The organism is Streptomyces sp. NPDC004065, from assembly GCF_044903565.1.
Classification (GTDB): Bacteria; Actinomycetota; Actinomycetes; order Streptomycetales; family Streptomycetaceae; genus Streptomyces.
In genome coordinates this window covers 90,516-111,224 of record NZ_JBJDQT010000017.1, presented here as the reverse complement: position 1 = coordinate 111,224, position 20,709 = coordinate 90,516, and the positions used below count along the sequence as shown (strand labels likewise).

17 protein-coding genes are annotated in these 20,709 nt (G+C 72.8%); 14 read left to right on the top strand and 3 right to left on the bottom strand.

Annotated elements, in window-relative coordinates; all coding sequences use genetic code 11:
• Window positions 1–18 precede the first annotated feature (18 nt).
• The 7 genes from ACI2LW_RS19345 (at window position 19) to ACI2LW_RS19315 (ending at window position 6,032) form a co-directional block, all read left to right on the top strand.
• A complete protein-coding gene (locus ACI2LW_RS19345; protein ID WP_404732416.1) occupies window positions 19–822 on the top strand; it encodes a cell division protein FtsQ/DivIB in 804 nt (267 codons plus the stop codon).
• A gap of 278 nt (window positions 823–1,100) precedes the next feature.
• Window positions 1,101–2,318 carry a cell division protein FtsZ gene (gene ftsZ, locus ACI2LW_RS19340; RefSeq protein ID WP_404732415.1) on the top strand — a complete coding sequence of 406 codons (1,218 nt, stop codon included), beginning with the start codon at window positions 1,101–1,103 and terminating at the stop codon, window positions 2,316–2,318.
• On the top strand, window positions 2,315–3,043 hold the full coding sequence (gene pgeF / locus ACI2LW_RS19335; RefSeq protein ID WP_404732414.1) for a peptidoglycan editing factor PgeF: 729 nt from the start codon (window positions 2,315–2,317) through the stop codon (window positions 3,041–3,043). The genes ftsZ and pgeF overlap by 4 nt, the downstream gene beginning before the upstream one ends.
• A 6-nt stretch (window positions 3,044–3,049) precedes the next feature.
• Window positions 3,050–3,769, top strand: a complete 720-nt coding sequence (locus ACI2LW_RS19330) for a YggS family pyridoxal phosphate-dependent enzyme (protein WP_404732413.1) — start codon at window positions 3,050–3,052, stop codon at window positions 3,767–3,769.
• Window positions 3,770–3,896: 127 nt separating this feature from the next.
• The gene (locus tag ACI2LW_RS19325) at window positions 3,897–4,538 is read left to right on the top strand and encodes a cell division protein SepF (RefSeq protein WP_404732412.1); all 642 of its coding nucleotides are present in this window, start codon (window positions 3,897–3,899) and stop codon (window positions 4,536–4,538) included.
• 50 nt (window positions 4,539–4,588) lie between these two features.
• A complete protein-coding gene (locus ACI2LW_RS19320) occupies window positions 4,589–4,879 on the top strand; it encodes a YggT family protein (RefSeq protein WP_398175751.1) in 291 nt (96 codons plus the stop codon).
• Between the two features lie 52 nt (window positions 4,880–4,931).
• Complete coding sequence (locus ACI2LW_RS19315) at window positions 4,932–6,032, top strand: DivIVA domain-containing protein (RefSeq protein ID WP_404732411.1); 1,101 nt, start codon at window positions 4,932–4,934, stop codon at window positions 6,030–6,032.
• A gap of 457 nt (window positions 6,033–6,489) precedes the next feature.
• Here ACI2LW_RS19315 and ileS read toward each other — a convergent pair whose 3' ends face one another.
• A complete protein-coding gene (ileS, locus tag ACI2LW_RS19310) occupies window positions 6,490–9,627 on the bottom strand; it encodes an isoleucine--tRNA ligase (RefSeq protein ID WP_404732410.1) in 3,138 nt (1,045 codons plus the stop codon).
• A gap of 541 nt (window positions 9,628–10,168) precedes the next feature.
• On the opposite strand from ileS, the gene ACI2LW_RS19305 reads away from it, so the two are divergent.
• From ACI2LW_RS19305 to ACI2LW_RS19280, 6 genes are all read left to right on the top strand, one after another.
• Window positions 10,169–11,497: a TraR/DksA C4-type zinc finger protein gene (locus tag ACI2LW_RS19305; protein WP_404732409.1), complete on the top strand. Its 1,329-nt coding sequence runs from the start codon at window positions 10,169–10,171 to the stop codon at window positions 11,495–11,497.
• A gap of 90 nt (window positions 11,498–11,587) precedes the next feature.
• The gene (gene lspA, locus ACI2LW_RS19300) at window positions 11,588–12,238 is read left to right on the top strand and encodes a signal peptidase II (RefSeq protein WP_404732408.1); all 651 of its coding nucleotides are present in this window, start codon (window positions 11,588–11,590) and stop codon (window positions 12,236–12,238) included.
• A gap of 108 nt (window positions 12,239–12,346) precedes the next feature.
• On the top strand, window positions 12,347–13,291 hold the full coding sequence (locus tag ACI2LW_RS19295; protein WP_404732407.1) for an RluA family pseudouridine synthase: 945 nt from the start codon (window positions 12,347–12,349) through the stop codon (window positions 13,289–13,291).
• On the top strand, window positions 13,288–13,764 hold the full coding sequence (locus tag ACI2LW_RS19290) for a GNAT family N-acetyltransferase (RefSeq protein ID WP_404732406.1): 477 nt from the start codon (window positions 13,288–13,290) through the stop codon (window positions 13,762–13,764). The genes ACI2LW_RS19295 and ACI2LW_RS19290 overlap by 4 nt, the downstream gene beginning before the upstream one ends.
• Before the next feature lie 88 nt (window positions 13,765–13,852).
• A complete protein-coding gene (locus ACI2LW_RS19285; RefSeq protein WP_404732405.1) occupies window positions 13,853–15,439 on the top strand; it encodes a Na+/H+ antiporter in 1,587 nt (528 codons plus the stop codon).
• A gap of 52 nt (window positions 15,440–15,491) precedes the next feature.
• On the top strand, window positions 15,492–16,232 hold the full coding sequence (locus tag ACI2LW_RS19280) for an SDR family NAD(P)-dependent oxidoreductase (protein ID WP_404732404.1): 741 nt from the start codon (window positions 15,492–15,494) through the stop codon (window positions 16,230–16,232).
• Window positions 16,233–17,113: 881 nt separating this feature from the next.
• Here the strand turns inward: ACI2LW_RS19280 and ACI2LW_RS19275 are convergent.
• Complete coding sequence (locus ACI2LW_RS19275) at window positions 17,114–18,244, bottom strand: mechanosensitive ion channel family protein (RefSeq protein ID WP_404732403.1); 1,131 nt, start codon at window positions 18,242–18,244, stop codon at window positions 17,114–17,116.
• A 189-nt stretch (window positions 18,245–18,433) separates the two neighbouring features.
• On the opposite strand from ACI2LW_RS19275, the gene ACI2LW_RS19270 reads away from it, so the two are divergent.
• Entirely contained in the window at window positions 18,434–19,006 is a 573-nt protein-coding gene (locus ACI2LW_RS19270; RefSeq protein WP_404732402.1) for a dienelactone hydrolase family protein, read from the top strand.
• A 4-nt stretch (window positions 19,007–19,010) separates the two neighbouring features.
• On the opposite strand, the gene ACI2LW_RS19265 is transcribed toward ACI2LW_RS19270, so the two are convergent.
• Complete coding sequence (locus tag ACI2LW_RS19265) at window positions 19,011–20,693, bottom strand: alkaline phosphatase D family protein (protein WP_404732401.1); 1,683 nt, start codon at window positions 20,691–20,693, stop codon at window positions 19,011–19,013.
• Window positions 20,694–20,709 lie beyond the last annotated feature (16 nt).

The following is a 20,709-nucleotide window of genomic DNA, read 5'->3' as shown; positions in this document are numbered from 1 at the left end:
CCGAAGGGGCTCGAGAGCGTGGCCGGACCGACGACCGCCGAACGCGGTGAACGCCAGCAGGAGTCGTCCGGCCCGCCCCTGGCCCGCGGGCTGCGGAGACTGCGCCGGCTGCGGCTCCGCACGATCGTCGTCCTGGCGCTCGTCCTGGTGCTGCTCGGCGCCGGCTCCGTCTGGCTGCTCTACGGCTCGCGGTGGACGCGCGTGGAGCGCGTGTCGGTCTCCGGGACCCGGGTGCTGACCGCCGCGCAGGTGCGCGAGGCCGCCGGGGTCCCGGTCGGCGCCCCCCTGATTTCCGTCGACACCGGTGCGATCGGGGCGCGGCTGCGCCGGCAATTGCCCCGAATTGACACCGTGGACGTGGTCCGCTCCTGGCCCCGGGAAATCGGGCTGAAAGTGGTCGAGCGGACCCCGGTCATGGTGGAGGAAAAGGGCGGAAAGTTCGTCGAAGTGGACGCCAAGGGGGTCCGCTTCGCCACGGTTTCCCGGGCGCCCCGGGGCGTTCCCGTCCTGGAATTGTCCCTTTCCCGCTCCGCCGCCGCGGCGGCGAGCCTGCGGCGCTTCGGCGAGGGCCGGCTCGTGCGCGAGGCGGTCGCCGTCGCCGCGCGGCTGCCGGCCGCGGTCGCCCGGGACACCCGGCTCGTCAAGGTCCGTACCTATGACGACATCTCGCTGGAGTTGAACGGCGGGCGCACCGTGGTCTGGGGCAGCGCCGAGAGGGGGGCGGAGAAGGCCCGTGCGCTGACCGCGCTGATGAAAGCGGCCCCCGGCGCGCGGCACTTCGACGTCAGTGTTCCCACCGCCCCGGCGTCATCGGGGAGTTGACGGGTATCCGTGCAGGCCAGCACCCTGGTTGGGCACCGCTATGGCTGATCACATAGGGTGAAAAGAAAAACGGGAGGTTCGGCGTGTTCGTTGAACGTGCGCCACTTGTCGACTTAGTGTCCTGTTCGGAAGAGTCCAGGGAACACACACACTGGTAACCCTAAACTTCAGGGTTAGGGTTCGGGTCGGCGTTCGGACCGTCCCATTCGGCATCCGTCGTCGGAGCGCGGGCATCCGCGCGAGGACGGCAACGTAATTCGAGGCGAGAGGCCTTCGACGTGGCAGCACCGCAGAACTACCTCGCAGTCATCAAGGTCATCGGTGTCGGCGGCGGTGGTGTCAATGCCATCAACCGGATGATCGAGGTCGGTCTCAAGGGCGTCGAGTTCATCGCCATCAACACCGACGCACAGGCGCTGTTGATGAGCGACGCCGACGTCAAGCTCGACGTCGGCCGTGAACTCACCCGCGGACTCGGCGCCGGAGCCAACCCGGCCGTCGGCCGCAAGGCGGCCGAGGACCACCGCGAGGAGATCGAGGAGGTCCTCAAGGGGGCCGACATGGTCTTCGTGACGGCCGGTGAGGGCGGCGGCACCGGCACCGGCGGCGCGCCCGTCGTGGCCAACATCGCGCGTTCGCTCGGCGCCCTGACCATCGGCGTGGTCACGCGCCCGTTCACCTTCGAGGGACGGCGCCGCGCGAACCAGGCCGAGGACGGCATCGCCGAACTCCGCGAAGAGGTCGACACCCTCATCGTCATCCCCAACGACAGGCTGCTGTCCATCTCGGACCGCCAGGTCAGCGTGCTGGACGCGTTCAAGTCCGCCGACCAGGTGCTGCTGTCCGGTGTGCAGGGCATCACCGACCTGATCACCACCCCGGGTCTGATCAACCTCGACTTCGCCGACGTGAAGTCGGTCATGTCCGAGGCCGGTTCGGCCCTCATGGGCATCGGCTCGGCCCGCGGCGACGACCGCGCGGTGGCCGCGGCCGAGATGGCGATCTCCTCGCCGCTGCTGGAGGCGTCCATCGACGGCGCCCGCGGCGTGCTGCTGTCCATCTCCGGCGGCTCCGACCTCGGCCTGTTCGAGATCAACGAGGCCGCCCAGCTGGTCAGCGAGGCGGCCCACCCCGAGGCGAACATCATCTTCGGCGCGGTCATCGACGACGCCCTCGGCGACGAGGTGCGGGTCACCGTGATCGCGGCCGGGTTCGACGGCGGCCAGCCCCCGGCCCGCCGGGACAACGTCCTCGGCTCGGCCTCGGCCTCGCCGTCGCCGGCGCCCCGCCGCGAGGAGCCCACGCCGGTGCGCCAGCCCGAGAGCCGCCCGAGCTTCGGCTCGCTCGGCAGCGTGACGCCGAAGGAGGAGCCGGAGCCGGCCGCCCCGGAACCGGCGGGCGACCTCCCCGCCGCGGCCCCGCCGGTGACGCCCTCGCCGCGGACCTACACCGACAGCGCGGCCGAGGAACTGGACGTGCCGGACTTCCTGAAGTGATAGGGCAGCGCGACACCGTGAGCGGCGCCCACTTCGCCTTCACCGACCGGTGGGGCGGGGTGAGCGCCGTTCCGTACGAGGAGCTCAACCTCGGCGGCGCGGTCGGCGACGATCCCGCCGCCGTGCACGCCAACCGGGAACTGGCCGCCAAGTCGCTCGGGCTCGACCCGGCACGGGTGGTCTGGATGAACCAGGTGCACGGCAACGACGTCGCCGAGGTCGACGGGCCGTGGACCGCACGGGACGTCCCGGCGGTCGACGGCCTGGTGACCGCGGTGCGCGGGCTCGCCCTGGCCGTGCTCACCGCCGACTGCGTGCCGGTGCTGCTGGCCGATCCGGTCGCCGGGGTGGCCGCCGCGGCACACGCCGGACGGCCCGGCATGGTCAAGGGCGTGGTGCCGGCGGCGGTCGAGGCCATGCGCTCGCTCGGCGCCGACCCGGCCAGGATCGTCGCCCGCACCGGGCCCTCGGTGTGCGGCCGGTGCTACGAGGTGCCCGAGGCCCTGCGCGCCGAGGTGGCCGCCGTCGAGCCGGCGGCGCACGCCGAGACCGGTTGGGGCACTCCGGCGGTGGACGTGAGCGCCGGAGTGCACGCACAGCTCGAGCGCCTCGGGGTGCACGACCGGCAGCAGTCGCCGGTGTGCACGCTGGAGTCGGCCGACCATTTCTCGTACCGCCGCGACCGCACCACCGGTCGGCTCGCGGGCTACGTCTGGCTGGACTGATGGGACATGAGGGACCGTAAGGACGAACTCGCCGGGAACCTGGCGAAGGTGGAGGAGCGCATCGCCGCCGCGTGCGCCGCGGCCGGCCGCCGGCGCGAGGAGGTGACCCTGATCGTGGTCACCAAGACCTACGCGGCCTCCGATGTGCGGATCCTGTCGGAACTCGGTGTGCGTCATGTCGCCGAGAACCGCGACCAGGAGGCGGCGCCCAAGGCCGCCGAGTGCGCGGATCTGCCCCTCACCTGGCATTTTGTCGGTCAACTTCAGACCAATAAAGTCCGTTCCGTGGTCGGTTATGCCGATGTGGTGCAGTCTGTGGACCGTTCCCGGCTCGTGACGGCGCTCTCCAGGGAGGCCGCGCGCCGGGAGCGCGAACTCGGCTGCCTGATCCAGGTGGCCCTGGACGCGGGCGAGAGCGGACGGGGGGAGCGCGGGGGTGTCGCGCCGGGCGGAATCGAAGAGTTGGCCGACCTGGTCGCCCGTTCCGAGGGACTTCGGCTGGACGGTCTGATGACCGTCGCCCCGCTCACCGGCGAGTACGCCGGCCGTCAACGCGCCGCATTCGAACGGCTCATGGATTTGTCGACTGACCTGCGGAGAACCCATCCGGCTGCCACCATGGTCTCGGCAGGGATGAGTGCGGACCTCGAGGAGGCCGTGGCCGCCGGGGCGACACATGTGCGCGTCGGCACCGCGGTACTCGGAGTCCGCCCCGGGCTCGGGTAACGTCGCCAGGAAGTCGGACCACAGCAGAAAATATGGTCAATACCGCCGAAGAAGGCGCAACGACCTAGTGGATCGCGGGGACTTGGCGGTCGTCAGCGGATCCACCACAGAGCGGAGGACTCAGAGCATGGCCGGCGCGATGCGCAAGATGGCGGTCTACCTCGGCCTCGTGGAGGACGATGGGTACGACGGCCGGGGATTCGACCCCGATGACGACTTCGAGCCCGAGCTTGATCCGGAGCCCGAGCGGGACCGCCGACGGCACGAGCCGTCGCACCAGTCGCACCTCACACGTCAGCCCCAAAGGGACGAACCGGTGCGAGTGGTGCAGCCTCCGGCGCCGCGCGAGCCGGTGTCGCATGCCGCTTCGCTGCCGGCGGAATCCGGGCGCCCGGCGCGCATCGCGCCCGTGGCGTCCATCACACAAGAACGCGCGAGCCTGGAGAAGAACGCACCGGTGATCATGCCCAAGGTCGTGTCGGAACGTGAGCCGTACCGGATCACCACGCTTCACCCCCGGACCTACAACGAGGCCCGTACCATCGGGGAACACTTCCGTGAGGGCACCCCGGTGATCATGAACCTCACTGAGATGGATGACACAGACGCGAAGCGACTTGTCGACTTTGCGGCCGGTTTGGTGTTTGGTCTTCACGGCAGCATCGAGCGGGTGACGCAGAAGGTGTTTCTGTTGTCGCCTGCTAACGTCGATGTCACGGCGGAGGACAAGGCCCGCATCGCAGAGGGCGGGTTCTTCAACCAGAGCTGAGACGCACCACCGGAAACAGGCACGGAACAGGGGAGAGGGAAGCACCGATCATGGGCGTGGCCATGGAGGTTCTCTACATCGCGCTGATGGTGTTCCTCATCGTGCTCATCTTCCGGCTGGTCATGGACTACGTGTTCCAGTTCGCCCGCTCGTGGCAACCCGGCAAGGCGATGGTGGTCGTTCTGGAGGCCACCTACACTGTCACCGATCCACCGCTGAAGCTTCTGCGGCGGTTCATCCCGCCGCTGCGTCTCGGGGGCGTGGCGCTCGACCTGTCCTTCTTCGTACTGATGATCATCGTCTACATCCTGATCTCCGTCGTGGGAAACCTGGCGAGGTGACTGTGGACGATACGGTCTTGCCGACTGCCGATGACTACGTTGAGGTGAAGAGATGCCGTTGACCCCCGAGGACGTGCGGAACAAGCAGTTCACGACCGTCCGCCTCCGAGAAGGCTATGACGAGGACGAGGTCGATGCCTTCCTCGACGAGGTCGAAGCCGAGCTGACCCGCCTGCTGCGCGAGAACGAGGACCTGCGCGCCAAGCTGGCCGCGGCGACGCGTGCTGCTGCCCAGAACCAGCAGAACATGCGCAAGCCCCCGGAGGAGCAGCAGCCGCACCCTCAGCAGCAGGGCATGCGAGGTCCCGGCGCTCCGGTGCCCGCCGGCATATCGGGCCCGCCGCAGCAGCAGATGGGCGGCCCCATGGGTGGCCCGCCCCAGCTGCCGAGCGGTGCCCCGCAGCTGCCCGCCGGTCCCGGCGGTCAGGGTCCGCAGGGTCCCGGCCCGATGGGTCCGGGTCCGATGGGCCAGGGCCCGATGCAGGGCCAGATGGGTCCCGGCCCGATGGGTCCGGGTCCCATGGGCGGTCCCGGCCCGATGGGCCAGGGTCCCGGTGGCGACAGCGCCGCGCGCGTGCTGTCGCTGGCGCAGCAGACCGCCGACCAGGCGATCGCCGAGGCGCGTTCCGAGGCCAACAAGATCGTCGGCGAGGCGCGGTCGCGTGCCGAGGGTCTGGAGCGTGACGCCCGTGCCAAGGCCGACGCCCTGGAGCGGGACGCGCAGGAGAAGCACCGCGTCGCGATGGGCTCCCTGGAGTCCGCCCGCGCCACGCTGGAGCGCAAGGTCGAGGACCTGCGCGGCTTCGAGCGCGAGTACCGCACGCGGCTGAAGTCGTACCTGGAGTCGCAGCTGCGCCAGCTGGAGACCCAGGCCGACGACTCGCTGGCCCCGCCGCGCACCCCCGCGGCCGCGTCGCTGCCGCCGTCCCCGGCGCCCTCCATGGCCCCGGCCGGCGCGAGCGCCCCGTCCTACGGCGGCAACCAGACGATGGGCGGCCCGCCCAGCCCGTCCGGTCCGTCCTACGGCGGCCAGCAGCAGATGTCCCCGGCGATGACCCAGCCGATGGCACCGGTACGCCCGCAGGGCCCGTCCCCGATGGGCCAGGCCCCGTCACCGATGCGCGGTTTCCTGATCGACGAGGACGACAACTGAGGACCCCCGTCAGGGTCCACAGGACGAGCTAGGCGTCGGCAGCCTATGAGAACGGCCCCGGAGGCATCCGCCTCCGGGGCCGTTCCCGTCCCCCAACAGCACCCAAGAACCCACCCCGCCCGGCCCCCAGAACCACGAAGCCCCCCGCCCCCCAGGGGCGCGGGGAACTGCGCGCTCAACCCCCGCGCACCGGCACCGGAGGACGCACGGGTCCGCCCCCCAGGGGCGCGGGGAACTGCGCGCCCAGCCCCCGCGCACCGGCACCGGAGGACGCACCGGTCCGCCCCCCCCCAGGGGCGCGGGGAACTGCGCGCTCAACCCCCGCGCACCGGCACCGGACGACGCACCCGCCCGAGGCCGGGCCCCGGAGGCCGGAAGGGACGAAGCCCCGCCAGGAGGGGGCCCGGGGGACGCCCCCCGCCAAGAGAGAGACCGGGGCCCCGCCCCGGCCCCACCCTCAGGCCTTACGCAGACGGAACGTCAACGACAGCCCCTCGTCCGTGAACGCCGCACCGAACGTCTCGTCCCCCTCGCCCTGGGCGAAGTCCGTCGCCAGCACCTCCTCGGCGATCAGCCCGGCGTGCTCGCCGAGCGCCGCGACCGTCGCCGGGTCCGTCGCCGTCCAGCGCAGCGCGATGCGGTCGGCGACGTCGAGGCCGCTGTTCTTGCGGGCCTCCTGGATCAGCCGGATCGCGTCCCGGGCCAGACCCGCCTGCCGCAGCTCCTCGGTGATCTCCAGGTCCAGCGCCACCGTCGCGCCGGAGTCGGACGCCACGGACCACCCCTCCCGCGGGGTCTCCGTGATGATCACCTCGTCGGGCGCCAGCGTCACCGTCTCACCGTCGACCTCGACCGACGCCGTGCCCTCGCGCAGCGCCAGCGACAGCGCCGCCGCGTCCGCGTTCGCGATGGCCTTGGCGACGTCCTGGACCCGCTTGCCGAAGCGCTTGCCCAGCGCGCGGAAGTTCGCCTTGGCGGTGGTGTCCACCAGGGACCCGCCGACCTCGCTGAGCGAGGCCAGGGAGGACACGTTGAGCTCCTCGGTGATCTGCGCGTGCAGCTCGGCGTCCAGGGACTCGAAGCCCGCCGCCGCGACCAGCGCACGGGACAGCGGCTGGCGGGTCTTGACGCCGGACTCCGCGCGCGTGGCGCGGCCCAGCTCCACCAGCCGGCGCACCAGCGCCATCTGCCGCGACAGCTCCGGGTCGATCGCGGCCAGGTCCGCCTCCGGCCAGGAGGCCAGGTGCACGGACTCCGGCGCACCGGGCGTGACCGGCACCACCAGGTCCTGCCAGACCCGCTCGGTGATGAACGGGGTGATGGGCGCCATCAGCCGCGTCACCGTCTCCAGCACCTCGTGCAGCGTGCGCAGCGCGGCCTTGTCGCCCTGCCAGAACCGGCGCCGGGAGCGGCGGACGTACCAGTTGGACAGGTCGTCGACGAACGCCGACAGCAGCCTGCCGGCGCGCTGCGTGTCGTAGCCCTCCAGGGCCTGCGTGACCTGGTCGGTCAGCGCGTGCAGCTCGCTGAGCAGCCAGCGGTCCAGCAGCGGCCGGCCGGCCGGGGCCGGGTCGGCCTCGCTCGGCGCCCAGTCGGACGTCCGGGCGTACAGCGCCTGGAAGGCGACCGTGTTCCAGTACGTCAGGAGCGTCTTGCGGACGACCTCCTGGATGGTGCCGTGGCCCACGCGGCGGGCCGCCCAGGGGGAGCCGCCGGCCGCCATGAACCAGCGCACGGCGTCCGCGCCGTGCTGGTCCATCAGGGGGATCGGCTGGAGGATGTTGCCCAGGTGCTTGGACATCTTCCGGCCGTCCTCGGCGAGGATGTGGCCCAGGCACACGACGTTCTCGTACGAGGACTTGTCGAAGACCAGCGTGCCGACGGCCATCAGCGTGTAGAACCAGCCGCGGGTCTGGTCGATGGCCTCGCAGATGAACTGCGCCGGGTAGCGCGCCTCGAACAGCTCCTTGTTCTTGTAGGGGTAGCCCCACTGCGCGAACGGCATCGAACCCGAGTCGTACCAGGCGTCGATGACCTCGGGCACCCGAGTGGCCGTGGCGCCGCAGCCGTCGTGCGGGCAGGCGAAGGTGACCTCGTCGATGTAGGGGCGGTGCGGGTCGAGGCCCGACTGGTCGGTGCCGGTCAGCTCGGTCAGCTCGGCGCGGGAGCCGACGCAGGTGAGGTGGTCCTCCGTACAGCGCCAGATGGGCAGCGGGGTGCCCCAGTAGCGGTTGCGGGACAGCGCCCAGTCGATGTTGTTGTTCAGCCAGTCGCCGTAACGGCCGTGCTTGACGGTGTCCGGGAACCAGTTGGTCCGCTCGTTCTCCTCGAGCAGCCGGTCCTTGATCGCGGTGGTGCGGATGTACCAGGACGGCTGGGCGTAGTACAGCAGCGCCGTGTGGCAGCGCCAGCAGTGCGGATAGCTGTGCTCGTAGGGGACGTGCCGGAACAGCAGCCCGCGCGCGTCGAGGTCCGCGGTGAGCTTCTCGTCGGCCTTCTTGAAGAAGACGCCGCCGACCAGCGGCACGTCCTCCTCGAAGGTGCCGTCGGCGCGGACCGGGTTGACGACCGGCAGACCGTAGGCGCGGCAGACCTTCAGGTCGTCCTCACCGAAGGCGGGGGACTGGTGGACCAGGCCCGTGCCGTCCTCGGTGGTGACGTACTCGGCGTTCACCACGTAGTGCGCCGGCTCGGGGAACTCCACCAGCTCGAAGGGGCGGCGGTAGGTCCAGCGCTCCATCTCGGCGCCGGTGAAGGTCTCGCCGGTGGTCTCCCAGCCCTCGCCGAGCGCCTTGGCGAGCAGCGGCTCGGCGACGACCAGCTTCTCCTCGCCGTTCGTCGCGACGACGTACCTGACCTCCGGGTGCGCGGCGACCGCGGTGTTGGAGACCAGCGTCCAGGGGGTCGTCGTCCACACCAGGAGCGCGGCCTGCCCGGCGAGCGGACCGGAGGTGAGCGGGAAGCGGACGTACACGGACGGGTCGACGACCGTCTCGTAGCCCTGGGCCAGCTCGTGGTCGGACAGGCCGGTGCCGCAGCGCGGGCACCAGGGCGCGACGCGGTGGTCCTGGACCAGCAGGCCCTTGCCGAAGATCTCCTTCAGCGACCACCACACGGAGTCCACGTACTCGGGGTCCATGGTCCGGTAGGCGTCGTCGAGGTCGACCCAGTAGCCCATGCGGGTGGTCAGCTCCGCGAAGGCGTCGGTGTGCCGGGTCACGGACTCGCGGCACTTGGCGTTGAACTCGGCGATGCCGTACGCCTCGATGTCCTGCTTGCCGGAGAAGCCCAGCTCCTTTTCCACCGCCAGCTCGACGGGGAGGCCGTGGCAGTCCCAGCCGGCCTTGCGGGCCACGTGGTAGCCGCGCATGGTGCGGAAGCGGGGGAAGACGTCCTTGAAGACGCGCGCCTCGATGTGGTGCGCGCCCGGCATGCCGTTGGCGGTCGGCGGACCCTCGTAGAACACCCATTCGGGGCGGCCCTCGGACTGGTCCAGGCTCTTGGCAAAGATCTTCTGCTCGCGCCAGAAGTCGAGCACGGCGTGCTCGAGGGCGGGCAGGTCGACCTGGGCGGGCACCTGGCGGTACTGCGTCATCGATCTTCCTCCGGCGGACGTACTGCCTTCCGTCGGAGGGACGAGAGCCTTCGTGCTCTTCACGCCGTGTGCGGCGCGCTCCCGCGGTACCACCCTCCTTGGCCCTCCGGCGCGTCCTGCGCCCCGGCGAGCCCCCTCATTGGGATCGCGATGCCGGTTCTACTGGCCCGGTGTGTCCACCCGGGCGTTCTTCCGGCGGCTCCGGGGTGATCTTCACGTCGCGCTCGCCCCCGGGCTCACACCGTCCCCGGGTCGCTCTGGGCTGCGTACGCCGCTACTCGTCCCCATCCACGCTTTTCGCTTCGCCCAGTGTACGGCGCTCCGGGGGCGGCGGCCGACCGGTTTTCCGGGACGTCCGTCCCGGCGTACGGCTGGTCGGATTACGCGGCGAAGAGCTGGGCACAACGCATGCATGCCGGCCGAGCGGCAGGTGCGAGGCGGGCGAATCGGGCGGCGTGCCCCGTTGCCGCGGGACTCGAGTCGATTTATCGTCCCAGCACGATTCGCGCGCAAGATCACAATATGTGAAGGGGCCGCGGCCATGGTGGCGAAGAAGACCGCCGAGCAGTCGGCGCCGGACGGGCCCCGGCGTGCCGGCGCCTCCGGCGGTACGGCGACGCCGGGCGGGAGGAGCGGCACCCGGGGCGGTGCCGCGGCCCGTACGAGGACGGCCGCCGCCGGGCACGCGGCCGCGAAGGAGCCGGCCGTGAAGAATGCGGTCACGAGCGCATCGGCCACGTCCGGCGCGGTCGCGCGGGAGAAGGCCGGCCCCGAGCGGGGGTCCGGCGGCGCCGCGGGGAGGACGGCGTCCGGCGGCGGCAGGGCGCGGGCGGAGCGGTCGGGGCACCGGGCGGGCCGGGCCGAGGACGCCGCGCCCCGGTCCGGGGGGACCCCGCCGGGGAAGGCCGGATCCGCGAAGGCCGCGTCCGGGAGCGCCGGGACCCACGGGACCCACGGGGCCAAGCGCGCCGAGGCGAAGAACCCCACGGAGAGCACGGAGAGCACGGAGAGCACGAAGAGCACGGAGAGGACGGACAGCACGGAGCGGAGGACGGCGGCGAAGGGAAGCGCGGACGGGAACGGAGCCGCCCCGCGGAAGTCCGCCGCCGGTACGTCCACGGCGAGGTCCACCGGGAGGTCCACCGGCAAGTCCGCCGCGAAAAAGGCCGCCGGGAAGCCCCCCGCCGCCGCGAAACCGGCAGCGAAACCGGCCGCGAAACGCGCCGCGCACCCCGCCGGGGCGCGGCCCGCGGCCGGCGCCGCGGCGCACGACGCCGCGCAGGGCGGCGGTTCCGAGGCGGAACGGGCCGCGGGAACGGGCAGGAAGAGCAGGAAGAGCACGGCCAAGAAGGTGGGCGCGGCGCAGGCCGCGGAGCAGACGGGAGCCACGACAGTGGTTGCGAAGAAGACTCCTGGCACGGCCACGGCGGCGAAGACCGCCGTCCCCAAGGCGCGCCTCGCCGCGGTGAAGCCCGGCGACCTCGCGGTCCGCCCGGGCGAGGACCCCTGGACCCCGGAGGAGGTCGAGGAGGCCCGCGCGGAGCTGCAGTCCGAGATGGAGCGGCTGCGCACCGAGATCAGTTCCTCCGAGGCGTCCCTGGTGGGCCTGATGCGGGACTCGGGCGACGGCGCGGGCGACGACCAGGCCGACACCGGCACCAAGAACATCACGCGGGAGCACGAGATGGCGCTGGCCGCCAACGCGCGCGAGATGCTCACCCAGACGGAGCGCGCCCTGGACCGGCTGGACGCGGGCACCTACGGCCTGTGCGAGAACTGCGGCAACCCCATCGGCAAGGCCCGGATGCAGGCGTTCCCGCGGGCCACCCTGTGCGTGGAGTGCAAGCAGAAGCAGGAGCGCCGGCAGTGAGCCGGTCCCGGGAGGCCTCCTGAACGGCCCGGGCGGGCGAGGCGTGACGTACTCTCGTCCTCAGTCAGGTACCTAGGTTGAGGGACTCACGTGGCAGAGGCGGAGCGCATCATCGGTACGCCGGACACCCCGGACGCGGCCCGGGCCGGCCAGGAGCGGCCCGGCGGCGGCGCGGAGCGGGGCGGCGCGGCGGACTCGCCGCACCCGTCGCCCCGCACCGAGGGGACGCAGGACCCCGCCGCCGAGCGGCCGCGCGGCAGGCGCCGTATCGCGGTGCTGTTCGCCGTGGCGGCGTTCGCGTACGCCCTGGACCTGGTCAGCAAGCTGATCGTGGTCGCCAAGCTGGAGCACCACGCGCCGATAAGGATCATCGGGGACTGGCTCCAGCTCGAGGCCATCCGCAACGCGGGCGCCGCCTTCGGCGTCGGCGAGGCGTTCACCGTGATCTTCACGGTGATCGCGGCGGCCGTGATCGTGGTGATCACCCGGCTGGCGCGCAAGCTGTACAGCCTGCCCTGGGCGGTCGCGCTCGGCCTGCTGCTCGGCGGCGCCCTGGGCAACCTCACCGACCGGCTCTTCCGCGCGCCCGGCGTCTTCGAGGGCGCGGTGGTCGACTTCATCGCGCCCAAGCACTTCGCCGTCTTCAACCTCGCCGACTCGGCGATCGTCTGCGGCGGCATCCTGATCGTGCTGCTCTCCTTCCGGGGCCTGGACCCGGACGGCACCGTCCACAAGGACTGAGCGCACCGTCCACAACGACTGAGCGCACCGGGTGCGCGAGGCCTGAGCGCACCGGGTGCGCGCCGGGACCCGTACGGGGCTGTCCCACCCGTCCGGCATACTCGACGGGTGAGCACCCTTCCCGAGATCCGTACCCTGCCCGTGCCCGACGGCCTGGAGGGCGAGCGCGTCGACGCCGCCATCTCCCGCATGTTCGGCTTCTCCCGCACCAAGGCGGCCGAGCTGGCGGCGGCGGGCAAGGTGCTGGTCGACGGCGCGGCGGTCGGCAAGTCCGAGCGGGTGCGCGGCGGGGCCTGGCTCGAGGTCGAGATGCCGCAGGCGCCCGCGCCGGTGCAGGTCGTCGCCGAGCCGGTCGAGGGCATGGAGATCGTGCACGACGACGAGGACGTGGTCGTGATCGTCAAGCCGGTCGGCGTGGCCGCCCACCCCAGCCCCGGCTGGAGCGGGCCCACCGTCATCGGCGGGCTCGCCGCCGCCGGCTACCGCATCTCGACCTCCGGCGCCGCCGAGCGGCAGGGCATCGTGCACCGCCTCGACGTCGGCACCTCGGGGCTGATGGTGGTCGCCAAGTCCGAGTACGCGTACACCTCGCTCAAGCGCCAGTTCAAGGAGCGCACGGTCGACAAGCGCTACCACACCCTCGTCCAGGGCCACCCCGACCCGACCAGCGGCACCATCGACGCGCCCATCGGCCGGCACCCCCAGCACGACTACAAGTGGGCGGTCACCGCCGACGGCAAGCCCTCCGTCACCCACTACGACCTCATCGAGGCCTTCCGCGCCGCGTCCCTGCTGGACGTGAAGCTGGAGACCGGCCGCACCCACCAGATCCGCGTCCACATGGCCGCCCACCGCCACCCCTGCGTCGGCGACCTGACCTACGGCGCCGACCCGACCCTCGCCAAGCGGCTGCGCCTCACCCGCCAGTGGCTGCACGCGGTACGGCTCGGCTTCGAGCACCCCGGCGACGGGCAGTGGGTGGAGTTCGCCAGCGACTACCCCGAGGACCTGCAGAAGGCCCTGGACAAGGTCCGTGAGGAGACCTACGCATGAGCCGGGAGCCCGAGCCGTACACCGTGCGCCTGGCACAGGACCCCGCCGACCGCGAGGCGTGCTTCGCCGTGCGCAAGCAGGTCTTCGTGGCCGAGCAGGGCGTCCCCGAGGACATCGAGTACGACGCGCTGGACGCCGTGGCCGTGCACGTCCTCGCCGTCCGGGAGGACGGCCTGCCGCTCGGCACCGGCCGGCTGCTGCACGGCGAGGCCGCCGCGGACAGGACCGGCGGCGACCTGAGCGTCGGCTCCCTGGGACGGCTCGCCGTCGCCCAGGAGGCCCGCGGTCTCGGCGTCGGCGCGGCCCTGGTCCGCGCCATCGAGGACGCGGCACGCGCGCTCGGCCTGACGGCGGTGGACCTGCACGCGCAGACCCACGCCCTCGGCTTCTACGAGCGGCTCGGCTACGAGGCGTACGGGCCCGAGTTCCCCGACGCCGGCATTGCGCACCGGGCGATGCGGCGCGCCCTGTGACCAGCGCCCGGCCACGGGCCGGACGGCGGCGCGGCATGGCAGGCTGGAGATCGGCCATGTGAACGTCCGACCGTCCGGAGCGCTGACAGTGGATCAGTTGGCCCTGTTGTTCGTCATCTTGCTCGGGGCCCTGATCAGCGTCCCGGTCGGGGACCGGCTCGGGCTGCCCGCGCCGGTGCTGATGACGGTCTTCGGGATCGCGCTGGCCCTGCCCGGCTTCGTGCCGAACGTGAGCATCCCGCCCGACCTGATCCTGCCCGCGCTGCTGCCGCCGCTGCTCTACGCCGCCGTACGGCGCACCTCCTGGCGGCAGTTCGCGGCGAACAAGCGGCCGATCTTCCTGCTGGCCGTGGCCCTGGTGTTCGTCACCACCGTGTGCGTGGCCGCCGTCGCGCACAGCATCGTGCCGGGGCTGCCCGTGGCCGCCGCCGTGGCGCTCGGCGCGCTCGTGGCCCCGCCCGACCCGGTCGCCGCCACCGCGGTGGCCGGGCAGCTCGGGCTGCCGCGCCGGCTGGTGTCGATCCTGGAGGGCGAGGGCCTGTTCAACGATGTGACGGCCATCGTGCTCTACCACGTCGCCATCGCCGCCGTCGTCACCGGCGAGTTCTCCGTCTGGGACGCCGGGCTCGACCTGGTGCTGTCCGCGGTGGTCGCGGTGGCCGTGGGATTCGCGCTCGGCTGGGGCGCGAACAAGCTGCTGGGGCTGCTCGGGGACGCCACCCTGCAGATCGGGCTGACGCTGCTGGTGCCGTTCGCCTCGTACGTGCTGGCCGAGGAGCTGCGCGGCTCCGGCGTCCTGTCCGTGCTGGTGACCGCCATGTTCCTGGCGGAGTACGCCACCGACGCCGACGACGTGCTGACCCGGCTGACCGGGCACACCGTCTGGGACGTCGTGGACACCCTCGTCACCGGGGTCGCCTTCGGGCTGGTCGGACTGGAGCTGCACAACGCGATCCGCACGGCCTCGGGCCGGTGGGGCGAGCTGCTCGGCTGGGCGGCGGTGGTGGTCGGCGTGGTGGTGCTGGTACGGCTGCTGTGGCTGCTGCCGGCGACCTGGCTGACCAAGCGGCTGCACGCGCTGCGCGACTACGACGAGGACATCCCGCTCAGCTGGCGCGAGACCGTCGTGATGTGGTGGGCCGGGATGCGGGGCGTGGCCTCGGTGGCGCTGGCGCTGGCCATCCCGCTCAAGACGGACAGCGGCGCCCCCTTCCCCGACCGCGACGAGATCATCTTCATCGCCTTCGGTGTGATCATGGCCACACTGCTGCTCCAGGGCCTCACCCTGCCGTGGCTGGTGAGACGGCTGGGGGTGCGCGCGGACATCGAGCGGGAGAAGGAGTTCGAGAAGCAGCTCGCGGTGCGGGCGGCCAAGGCGGCCAAGCGGCGGCTGCGGGAGATCGAGTCGGTGGAGGACCTGCCGGACGAGCTGTCCGAGCAGATGCAGCGCCGCGCCTACGAGATCGGGCTGCGGATCAGCCCGCACATCGGGGACGAGGAGCGCCGGGAGGCGCACGAGCACCGCGTACGGCGCCTGAAGCGCGCGCGGCGCATCCAGAGCGAGATGCTGAGCGCGGCCCGGCACGAGGTGCTGGCGGCGCGCAGCGAGCCCGGCGCCGATCCGGAGATCGTCGACCGGGTGCTGCGCCATCTGGACGTACGCAGTCTGCCGTGACCCGGGCCGCGTGCACCCGTACCGTCCCGCCTTGTCCCGATACGCTCGGGCCATGACTCGCAATGTCGTGATCAGTGGTGGCGGCACGGGGATCGGGCTCGCCACGGCGCGGGCCTTCGCGGCCGACGGGCACCGGGTCCTGCTGCTCGGACGGCGGGAGGACGTGCTGCGCAAGGCGGACGTGCCGGGCGCGCTCGTGCACGCGGCCGACGTCGGTGACGTGGCCGGCGTGCGGGGCGCGGCCCGTTTCGTCGCCGAGGAGTTCGGCGCGGTGGACGTGCTGGTGCACAGTGCCGGCGGCTCCGGTCAGCTGGAGCCGAAGGTGGCGCGGGAGGACCCGCTCGACCTGGTCGCCGACAACTGGACCGTCAACTTCCGGCTCAACACCCTGACCGCCGTGCTGCTCACCGAGGCCCTGAAGGACCGGCTAGCCGAGCCGGGCGGGCGGGTGCTGTTCCTCAGCTCCATCGCCGCCTACCGGGGCTCGGGCAGCGGTGCCTACGCCGCCTCGAAGGCCGCGCTGCACCCGTACGCCCACGATCTGGCACGGCAGTTGGGGCCGCGCGGGATCACGGTCAACGTGGTCGCGCCGGGCTACGTCGAGGACACCGACTTCTTCGGCGACGCGATGGACGAGGCCCGGCGCGCGCGTCTGGTCGCGGAGACGTCCACCGGGCGGGCCGGTACGCCGGGCGACGTGGCCGCCACGCTGCACTGGCTCGCCTCGCCGGCCGCCGCGCACATCACCTCCCAGATCATCCAGGTGAACGGCGGGGCGGAACGGGGCCACTGAGCGCGGCGGGGCCGTCCCCCGGGGCTCCGCCCCGGGCCCCGGGTTCGGCTTCGCCCCCCTGTGCTTCGCCCGGCTTTGCTTTGCCCACCCGCCCGCCCGACTCGGTGGGGTGAGGGGTCACCGTCCCTGGGGCTCCGCCCCAGACCCCCGGCGGGGGCTGCGCCCCTGCACCCCCCTTTGCCCCATCCGGCCCGCCCGACTCGGTGGGGTGAGGAGTGGCCGCCACGGGGCTCCGCCCCGGACCCGGGGCGGGGGCTGTGCCCCCTGCACCCCCCTTTGCCCCATCCGGCCCGCCCGACTCGGTGGGATGAGCAGTGGCCGCCACGGGGCTCCGCCCCGGACCCGGGGCGGGGGCTGCGCCCCCTGCACCCCCCTTTGCCCCATCCGGCCCCCCCGACTCGGTGGGGAAGAGGTTGCCGTCACGGGGCTCCGCCCCGGACCCCATGCGGGGCTCCGCCCCTGCGCCCCGGTCCGGCTTCGCCGCGGCACCGGGCTGGCCCGGCTCTGCGGACCGGGCCGGGCCCGGATGCCGCGCGGGGGTCGGGCCCGGACCCGGCACCCGGACCCCGCCCGGCCCGGCACCCGGACCTCGCCCGGACCTCGCCCGGCCCGGTACCCGGACCTCGCCCGGACCTCGCCCGGCCCGGCACCCGGCCCGGTACCCGGACCTCGCCCGGCCCGGCACCCGGACCCCGCCCGGTCCGGCACCCGGACCTCGCCCGGCCCGGCACCCGGACCTCGCCCGGCCCGGCACCCGGACCTCGCCCGGCCCGGCACCCGGACCCCGCCCGGCCCGGGACCCCGCCCGGTCCGGGACCTCGCCCGGGGCCCGGGTGTCGCCCGGCCCCGGGCCGGGCGGGGTCCACATCCCTGGGCGGTCGTCAGGGGCCGGGTGTGGCCGTCTTGTCCGGGGAGGGGGGTCGGACGGTGCCGGTGCGGGACGGTGTGGTGCGGTCGGTGAGGTGGTGGCCCGGGCGTGGTGCCGCCTCGGCCGTGTTGACGCGGGGCAGGGCGTACGGGTGTTCCTCGCACAGCCAGCGGAGCATCTCCTCGCGCACCGTCACCCGTACCGTCCAGACGTCGTCCGAGTCCTTCGCCGTCACCAGCGCCCGCACCTCGATGGTGTTCGGGGTGGTGTCCGTGATGGACAGGGCGCAGGCGCGGCCGTCCCACGCCGGGCACGCGCGCAGGATGTCCCGCAGCTTCTCGCGCATCGCCTCCAGCGGCGCCGAGTGGTCCAGGTGCCAGAAGACGGTGCCGGTCATCTGCGGGGTGCCGCGCGACCAGTTCTCGAACGGGTTGGACGTGAAGTACGACACCGGCATGGTGATCCGCCGCTCGTCCCAGGTCCGCACCGTCAGGAAGGTCAGCGTGATCTCCTCGACCGTGCCCCACTCGCCGTCCACGACCACGGTGTCGCCGATGCGGACCATGTCGCCGAAGGCGATCTGCAGCCCGGCGAACATGTTGCTCAGCGTGGACTGCGCGGCGACACCGGCGACGATGCCGAGGATGCCGGCCGAGGCCAGCAGCGAGGCCCCGGCCGCGCGCATCGCCGGGAAGGTCAGCAGCATCGAGGCGGCGGCCACCACGATCACGATCGCCGAGACCACCCGCATGATCAGCTCGACCTGGGTGCGCACCCGCCGCACCCGGGCGGGGTCCCGGTGGGCGCGGGCGCTGGCGTAGCGGGAGTAGGACGTCTCCACGATCGCCGCCGCGATCCGGATGGCCAGCCAGGCGGCCGACCCGATCAGCACCAGGGTCAGCGTCCGGCCGATGCCGACCCGGTGCCCTCCCAGCAGGCCCGCCTGGTCGTAGGAGCCTCTGAGCAGGGCGGTGCACAGCACGAGCTGGTAGGGGATGCGGGCCCGGCGCAGCAGGCCCCACAGCGGCGTCTCGTGGTGCCGTTCGTCGGCCTTGCGCAGCAGGAGGTCGGTGGCCCAGCCGATCACCAGGGTGAGTGCGACCGCGCCGCCGACCACGGTCAGGGGTCGGAGTACGTTCTCCATGACTGCGCGCCTAACCGGCACCGCACCGGCATGAACATGTGACTTGCGTCCCTTCCCGGGCACCCCGTGCGCGAGGTGCCCGCCGGGCGGGGGCGTGTGCGCGAGGTGCCCGCCGGGCGGGGGCGTGTGCGCGCGGTGCCGGCCGGGCGGGGGCGTGGCCGGCACGTTCCCGGCTGGCACCATGGCCTCATGGACATCATGCTTTTCCACTCGGCCTACGGCCTCAGGCCCGCCGTGCGCGAGGCCGCGGACCGGCTGCGCGGCGCCGGGCACCAGGTGTGGACGCCCGATCTCCTCGGGGGACGCACCTTCGACACGGTCGAGGAGGGCATGGCCGCCCAGGACGAGACCGGCAAGGACGAGCTGCTCAAGCGGGCGGTGCTGGCCGCCGCGCCGTACTCCGACCGCGGACTGGTGTACGCGGGCTTCTCGCTCGGCGCCTCGATCGCGCAGACGCTCGCCCTCGGCGACGACAAGGCCCGCGGCCTGCTGCTCCTGCACGGCACCTCGGACATCGCGCCGAACGCCACGGCGGACGGGCTGCCGGTGCAGCTGCACGTCGCCGAGCCCGACCCGTTCGAGACGGACGACTGGCTGAGCGCCTGGTACCTGCGGATGGGGCGGACCGGCGCGGACGTGGAGGTGTACCGGTACGCCGGGGCCGGCCACCTCTACACCGACCCCGGCCTGCCGGACTACGACGCGGAGGCCGCCGAGGCCACCTGGCGGGTGGCACTCGGCTTCCTCGACGGCCTGGAGTGACCCGCTACACCGGGTCGTACGTCCGCTCCACCTTCTGGGTGCCGCTGCGGGTGCGGTAGGAGCGCGCCCAGGCGCTGGTGGCGTTCGCGGAGGTGCGGTCGGACAGCACGTAGTAGTCCATCTGGGCGCGGTCGGCGGTGATGTCCAGCACGCCGTAGCCGTGCCGGTCGGTGTCGACCCAGTGGACGTGCCGGTTGGCGGCCCTGATGACCGGTGAGACGACCGCGGAGACGGTGCCCTCGGGCACCTTGAGGATGTCGTCGAGGTTGTCGGAGGTCATCGAGGTGACGACGAACTCGGTGGCGGTGGACGCCGACAGCGGGTACGTGCCGGCGTCCACCGGCACGTCGTTGGCCCACGCCATGTGGATGTCGCCGGTCAGGAAGACGGTGTTGCGGATGGCGTTCGCGCGCAGATGGGCCAGCAGTTCGCGGCGGTCGTCGGTGTAGCCGTCCCACTGGTCGGTGTTGACGGCGAGGCCCTCCTGCGGCAGGCCGAGCAGCTTGGCGAGCGGCTTGAGCAGGTCCGCGGAGAGTGAGCCGACCACGAACGGCGAGATCATCACCGAGTTGCCGACCAGCCGCCAGGTGGTGTCGGAGGCCTTCAAGCCCGCCTTCAGCCAGTCCAGTTGGGCACGTCCGGTGAGGGTGCGGTCGGGGTCGTCGACGGAGCCGCTCGCGGTGGACGCCTGCTGGGAGCGGAAGGAGCGCAGGTCCAGCAGCGAGAGGTCGGCCAGCTTCCCGAAGCGCAGCCGCCGGTAGGTGGTGCCCTCGATCGCCGGGCGCACCGGCATCCACTCGAAGTAGGCCTGCTTGGCGGCGGCCTGGCGGGCGGCCCAGGTGCCCTCGGCGCCCTCGGTGTGGTTGACCGCGCCGCCCGACCAGGCGTTGTCGGCGAACTCGTGGTCGTCCCAGATGGCGATGACGGGCGCCTTGTGGTGGAGCGCCTGGAGGTCGGGGTCGGTCTTGTACCGGGCGTGCCGGGTGCGGTAGTCGGCGAGGGTGAGGATCTCGTGGGCCGGGGCGTGCGGCCGGACGACCGTGCCGCGGGCGGTGTACTCGCCCGACTTGTACTCGTAGATGTAGTCGCCGAGGTGCAGCCAGGCGTCGAGGTCGCCGCGGGCCGCGAGATGGCGGTAGGCGGCGAAGTAGCCGGCCTCCCAGTTGGCGCAGGAGACCACGCCGAAGCGCAGGTTGCCCACGGCGGCGTCGCGGGCGGGGGCGGTGCGGGTGCGGGCCACGGGGGAGTCGGTGCCGCCGGCCGAGAAGCGGAACCAGTACTCGGTGGCGGGCGCGAGGCCCCGGATGTCGGCCTTGACGGTGTGGTCGGAGGCGGCGGTCGCGGTGGTGGAGCCCCGGGCGACGACGTCGGTGAGGGCCCTGTCCCGGGCCACCACCCAGCTCACCTCGGTGTCCGGGCCGACCCCCGAGCCGGGCAGGGCCGCGGCGGTGGGGGTCACCCGGGTCCACAGCAGGATGCCGTCGGGCAGCGGGTCGCCGGAGGCGACGCCGTGCAGGAACGCGGGCGCCTCGGTGGCCGCCCGCGCGGGCAGCGCGCCGGCCAGGGGTCCGGCCAGCACAGCAGTGGCCGCCGCGGCCTTGACGACCGTACGGCGGCGCGGGGAAAGCGAGTTGACGCGCTCGGATCTCGAGCCGGCGTCCTCGGAAGCTCTGTATCGACTGGTCACGACCGATCAGATTACT